Annotated in this window: 5 protein-coding genes and 1 tRNA gene; 5 read left to right on the forward strand and 1 reads right to left on the reverse strand. The window is 47.6% G+C overall.

Annotation, left to right across the window (positions count from 1 at the left end; genetic code table 11):
* Positions 1 to 203: 203 nt before the first annotated feature.
* Positions 204 to 1,574 carry a Na+/H+ antiporter NhaC gene (gene nhaC, locus ACI4WN_RS08295; RefSeq protein ID WP_439777778.1) on the reverse strand — a complete coding sequence of 457 codons (1,371 nt, stop codon included), beginning with the start codon at positions 1,572 to 1,574 and terminating at the stop codon, positions 204 to 206.
* Positions 1,575 to 2,019: 445 nt separating this feature from the next.
* Between nhaC and ACI4WN_RS08300 the strand changes: the two genes are divergently transcribed.
* The 5 genes from ACI4WN_RS08300 to ACI4WN_RS08320 all read left to right on the forward strand — a co-directional run bounded on the left by ACI4WN_RS08300 (position 2,020) and on the right by ACI4WN_RS08320 (position 5,465).
* A tRNA-Ser gene (locus ACI4WN_RS08300) sits at positions 2,020 to 2,107 on the forward strand.
* Positions 2,108 to 2,307: 200 nt separating this feature from the next.
* Positions 2,308 to 3,309 (forward strand): PTS sugar transporter subunit IIB, encoded by a 1,002-nt coding sequence (locus ACI4WN_RS08305; protein ID WP_439777779.1) that lies wholly within the window; start codon positions 2,308 to 2,310, stop codon positions 3,307 to 3,309.
* An 18-nt stretch (positions 3,310 to 3,327) separates the two neighbouring features.
* Positions 3,328 to 4,140 (forward strand): PTS mannose/fructose/sorbose transporter subunit IIC, encoded by an 813-nt coding sequence (locus ACI4WN_RS08310; RefSeq protein WP_439777780.1) that lies wholly within the window; start codon positions 3,328 to 3,330, stop codon positions 4,138 to 4,140.
* 29 nt (positions 4,141 to 4,169) lie between these two features.
* On the forward strand, positions 4,170 to 5,084 hold the full coding sequence (locus tag ACI4WN_RS08315; RefSeq protein WP_439777781.1) for a PTS system mannose/fructose/sorbose family transporter subunit IID: 915 nt from the start codon (positions 4,170 to 4,172) through the stop codon (positions 5,082 to 5,084).
* 9 nt (positions 5,085 to 5,093) lie between these two features.
* The gene (locus ACI4WN_RS08320; RefSeq protein ID WP_008461266.1) at positions 5,094 to 5,465 is read left to right on the forward strand and encodes a DUF956 family protein; all 372 of its coding nucleotides are present in this window, start codon (positions 5,094 to 5,096) and stop codon (positions 5,463 to 5,465) included.
* Positions 5,466 to 5,570 lie beyond the last annotated feature (105 nt).

The raw sequence follows: 5,570 nt of genomic DNA on the forward strand, positions 1-5,570 counted from the left end.
AATATTAAAAAATAGCCCTAGTTGAGTAAACAACTGGGCCAAAAATGAGAATAACTGGTTTAGTTGAGTAAAGAAAAAAGTAAAGATTAAAAATCGGCTTTTAGTTGAGTCATTTTTAAGGCGAAATATGAGAAAAAGCAGCTTAGTTGAGTAAATTCTCGCCTTAACCCACATACAAAAAACGCGGCCACAAGCCGCGTTTTCTACTTGTCCCACTTCAGCCCAACACCGGAAAAGCCGCTCAAGATCGAGAAGACTGGTGAAAAGAGGCTAAAGAAGGTGAAGGGGAAAAAGGCTAAGACTGGCACGCCCAGGGTGGAGGCGGCGAAGGACCCCGCCACGCCCCACGGAATCAGGTAGTTGATGACGCTGCCGCCGTCTTCCAGAACCCGGCTGAGGGCCAGGGGCGACAGGCGAAGCTTCTTGAAGGCAGACTTAAAGGCGTTGCCGGGCAGGATCACTGACAGGTACTGCTCGCCGACGAAAAGGTTGATGCCGATTCCCGCCAAGATAGTGGCAGTAATCAGACTGCCCGGCTTTTTCAAGTGGTCGATCAAGGGCTTCATGGCGCTTTCGATAATGCCCACGTGCATCAAGATCCCGCCAAGAGCCAGGGTCATGATGATCAAGGAAACGGTGCTCATCATCGACGAGATCCCGCCCCGGGTCAAGAGGGCGTCGACAGCCTTATTGCCGGTCTTTGATACAAAGCCGCTTTCGATCAGGCTGGCCAAGCTGCTGGCTCCGAAGCCTGCCGGTTTTTGGATAAAAATCATTCCGACTGACAAGAAGATGTTGGCAAAAAGCGTCTCGATCGCAGGCACCTTTTTCCAGGCGCAGACAAACATCAAGATGATTGGCAGAGCCGCCCAGGCAGACACGGAAAAGTTTTTGGTCAACACATTTTCCACCGCCGTGATGTTGGCTAAAGAGGCGGCCTTGCTGCTTCGGCCCAGGAAGAAAAAGAGGACGAGGGAGACCGAGAAGGCCGGAATGGTTGACCACATCATGTTCTTGATATGATCAAAGAGGTCGCTTTCGGCTACGGCTGAGGCCAGGTTGGTGGAGTCAGACAAAGGAGACATCTTGTCGCCGAAGATGGCTCCAGAAATGATGGCGCCGGCGGTAATAGCGGGGTTGATCCCCAGCGTGTTGCCCATCCCGAAGAGGGCGATACCGACCGTTGAAATGGTGGTAAAGCCGGAGCCGATGGCTAGGCCCACCATGGAGCAGACCAAGAAGACCGATGGCAGGAAAAAGTGGACGCTGATCATGTGGAAGCCCACGACCATCAAAGAAGGAATAATCCCGGCTTGGATCCAGACGGCGATCAGGCTCCCGATTAATAAGAAGATAAAAATTGGCACAATCGCAGTCGAGATGCCTTCGGTGATCCCCTTCATGATCTCTTCAAAAGAGTGCCCGCGAAATTCCAGCCAAAAGATCAAAAGACCGATCACGGTTAAAACCGGCAGCTGGGGCGATAGGCCCAAGCCGATCACGCCAACTCCCAAAACGCCAAGCATGCCAATTAAAATGACAACGGCTTCCTTAAAATTGATTTTATCTTTCATTGCTTTCTCCCAAAACAAAAAGTCCCAGCCAGGCCAAAGCCTAGCTGGGACGCAAGAAACGTGGTACCACCCGCAATTCGTGAACGCAGTTCACCTCTTTAGCAGTAACGCCGCTTGAGCGTGCAAACGCGTAATTCGGACCAGCAGCCTGCCCGGCTCGCATCAACCGCCGGTTTTCTGAACTCTGAGCTGCCTGCCTACTAAAGATTGCTTGCAGGTAATCTGAATTGCTTACCACTATATCATTAAAAAAATCTGCGTGCAAGTCAAAGACTCAGCAAAATTTAATATTGCTGCTTTTCCTATAACTAAAAAAACGCTGTGATTTCAGTCACAATAAGCTTTTCAGTAAGCGATGAAATGACAAGCAAAATTACAAAAGAAAAACTTGTCAAAAGGTGTTGACCATCTGCAATTTATTTGTTAATATTAATGCATATGACTTGGAGTAGTACTCAAGTGGCTGAAGAGGCGCCCTTGCTAAGGGTGTAGGTCGGGAAACTGGCGCCAGAGTTCGAATCTCTGCTACTCCGCTACGAATTAATAAGCACAGGATCGATTTGATCCTGTGCTTATTTTTTTACACAATTCTAAAAAACACTTACTCTTTTGAACGATTTTCACTTCTCAAGATAAATTTAACAAAAATTGAAAAAGGTTTCAATTAGCCCTTTACGTAAGCGGTTTATATAGTATAATAGGTATGTACCGAAGTTTTTGAGGAGGAAATATCATGGTAGGAATTGTTTTAGCTAGCCATGGCGGTTTTGCAGACGGCATTGCTGAATCTGCACAAATGCTCTTTGGCCCACAAGACAATTTTGCCCATGTCATTCTGAAGCCTTCTGAAGGCCCAGATGATATTAAGGGTAAGATGAATGAAGCTGTTGCTTCTTTTGCTGACCAAGATCAAGTTTTGTTCCTGGTCGATTTGTGGGGTGGCACGCCTTTCAACCAAGCCAACGGTTTGCTCGATGGTCACGACAATTGGGCAATCGTTTCCGGCATGAACTTGCCAATGGTAGTCGAAGCATTGACTCAAAGAATGATCAATGACAAGGCTACGGCAAAGGAAATTGCTACGGCGATCATTAAGCCAGCAAAGGATGGTATCAAGACCAAGCCTGAAGACTTAATGCCTAAGGAAGAAAAGGCCGCTCAACCACAAGCGTCAAACGCACCTAAGGAAGCTATTCCTGAAGGTACTGTATTAGGCGACGGTCATATCAAGATCGTTGGTGCTAGAATTGACTCACGTTTGCTTCACGGTCAAGTGGCAACGGGTTGGATTCCATCACTTCACCCAGACCGGGTTATCGTGGTTTCTGACAAGGTTGCTAAGGACAACTTGCGTAAGAGCATGATCCGCGAAGCTGCTCCAGCTGGCACTGTGGCTCACACGGTTCCGCTGAAGAAGATGAAGGAAATTTCTGAGGACCCACGTTTTGGTACTACTCACGCTTTCTTGCTTTTCGAAAACCCAGAAGACGCTCTGGCAACGATCAAGAACGGCGTAGATATCAAGACTTTGAACGTTGGCTCAATGTCATACAGCAAGGGCAAGGTTAATGCCAACACTGTTTTGTCAATGGACCAAACTGATGTCGACACTTTCCGTGAACTCGAAAAGATGGGCATCAAGTTCGACGTTCGGAAGGTTCCTTCAGACAACCCAGAAAACATGGACTCAATTCTGAAGAAGGCACAAAGCCTGCTTGATGAACAAAAGAAATAGTGGGAAAAGGAGTTAAAAATGAACTTAAATGCTATTCAAGTCATTTTGGTGATTGTGGTAGCTTTCCTTGCCGGGATGGAAGGTATCCTGGATGAATGGGAATTCCACCAACCATTAGTTGCTTGTACTTTACTTGGCTTAGTTACTGGCAATCTTACTTTAGGTATTATCCTCGGCGGTTCTTTGCAAATGATCGCCTTGGGTTGGGCTAACATTGGTGCCGCTGTTGCACCTGACGCCGCTTTGGCAGCCGTAGCCTCAGCCCTGATCTTGTTCAAGGGTGGCCAAGGTACCAAGGGTATTGGTACTGCCACTGGTTTGGCCATCACTTTGGCCGTAGCCGGCTTGTTCTTGACCATGATCGTTCGTACCATTTCAACTGCCATTGTTCACATCATGGACAAGCACGCTGAAGAAGGTAACTGGAGAATGATCAACGTATGGCAATGGATCGCTGTCTGCCTTCAAGGTCTGCGTATTGCCATCCCAGCAGCTTTGTTGCTTGCCGTTCCAAGCTCAAGCGTTCAAAGCGCTTTGAACTCAATGCCAGCATGGCTCTCAGAAGGTATGACCATCGGTGGTGGTATGGTTGTTGCCGTAGGTTACGCTATGGTTATCAACATGATGGCTAGCCGTGAAGTTTGGCCATTCTTCGCAATTGGTTTTGCCTTGGCCGGCGTTAAGGACTTGACTTTGATCGCCCTCGGTGCAATTGGTTTGTCTCTTGCCCTGATGTACTTAGCTTTGGAAGCTAACGTAAGCAAGGGTTCTGGCGATAGCGCTGCAGCAGGTACTGGTGACCCGCTTGGCGATATCATCGATGACTATTAAAAATCAGGCCAGAAAGGAGAGACAAAATCATGACTGAAAAGAAAGTAACTTTATCAAAGCGTGATCGTTGGGATGTTATGTGGCACTCACAACTTCTGCAGGGTTCATGGAACTACGAAAGAATGCAGAACGGTGGTTGGGCCTACAGTATGATCCCAGCTTTAAGAAAGCTGTACCCAAAGAAGGAAGACATGGCTGCTGCTTTGCAACGTCACTTGGTCTTCTTTAACACTCACCCTTACTTGGCTTCACCAATCATTGGTGTTACCCTGGCCTTGGAAGAAGACAAGGCCAATGGCGTTGAAGTTGACGACGAAGCCATCCAAGGTGTTAAGGTTGGTATGATGGGGCCTTTGGCCGGTGTCGGTGACCCAGTCTTCTGGTACACTGTTCGTCCTATCCTTGGTGCCCTTGGTGCATCAATGGCCATCGATGGCAACATCATGGGGCCAATTTTGTTCTTCGTCTTGTGGAACGTTATCCGTATCGCCTTCTTGTGGTACACTCAAGAATTGGGCTACAAGGCTGGTGCCGCTATTAGTGCCGACCTTTCAGGTGGTCTTTTGAAGAAGGTTACTCGTGGGGCTGCCATGATGGGTATGTTCGTCCTGGGTGCCTTGATCGAACGTTGGGTAAGCATTACCTTTACTGTTCAAGTTTCCAAGACGCCAGTTCAATCTGGTGGTTACATCGACTGGAGCAAGCTGCCAAAAGGTTCAGCTGGTATCCGCGAAGCCTTGACTCAACAAGCTGCTGGCTTGTCACTGTCTAAGTACAAGGTTACTACCTTGCAAAACAACTTGGACAGCTTGATCCCAGGTTTGGCTGGTTTGCTGCTTACCTTCCTTTGCATGTGGCTCTTGAAGAAGAAAGTTTCACCAATCGTTATTATCTTGGGGATCTTCGTTGTTGGTATCCTCTTCCACGTATGGGGCTTAATGTAAAAATCAATCATGGCTCAATCAATGAATAAAGAAGTCGATCTGGCAACCAATGCAACTTGGTTTCGGACCATGCCGGTTTACGGCAAGATCATGATCGGCGATGAAGCTTATGAATTTTACAACGAAAAGAATGTCGAAGATTATGTCCAAATTCCTTGGGATCAGGTCACTTATGTCGTAGCTGACGTTCACTTCAAGGGCAAATATATCCCGCGTTTTGAAATCAGAACCAAGAAAGATGGCAAGTTCATCTTTGCGACTAAGGACCCGAAGAAAACCCTGCGGGCCATCCGGAAGTACGTTCCGGCGGACCACATGCGGCAAGCCTTGGGAGTTGGCGGCACGATCAAGCTGTTCTTTACCCGTCACAAGAAGAAATAAGTAAAAAAGTCTGGACGCTGGTCCAGGCTTTTTTGCATGCTTGTTTAATATGGTAAAAATCCCATCTCTAGAGCTCCTTAGCTCCTTCCAGGTAGATTAGCTTAG

The organism is Lactobacillus sp. (assembly GCF_051893255.1).
In the GTDB taxonomy this organism is placed as follows: domain Bacteria; phylum Bacillota; class Bacilli; order Lactobacillales; family Lactobacillaceae; genus Lactobacillus.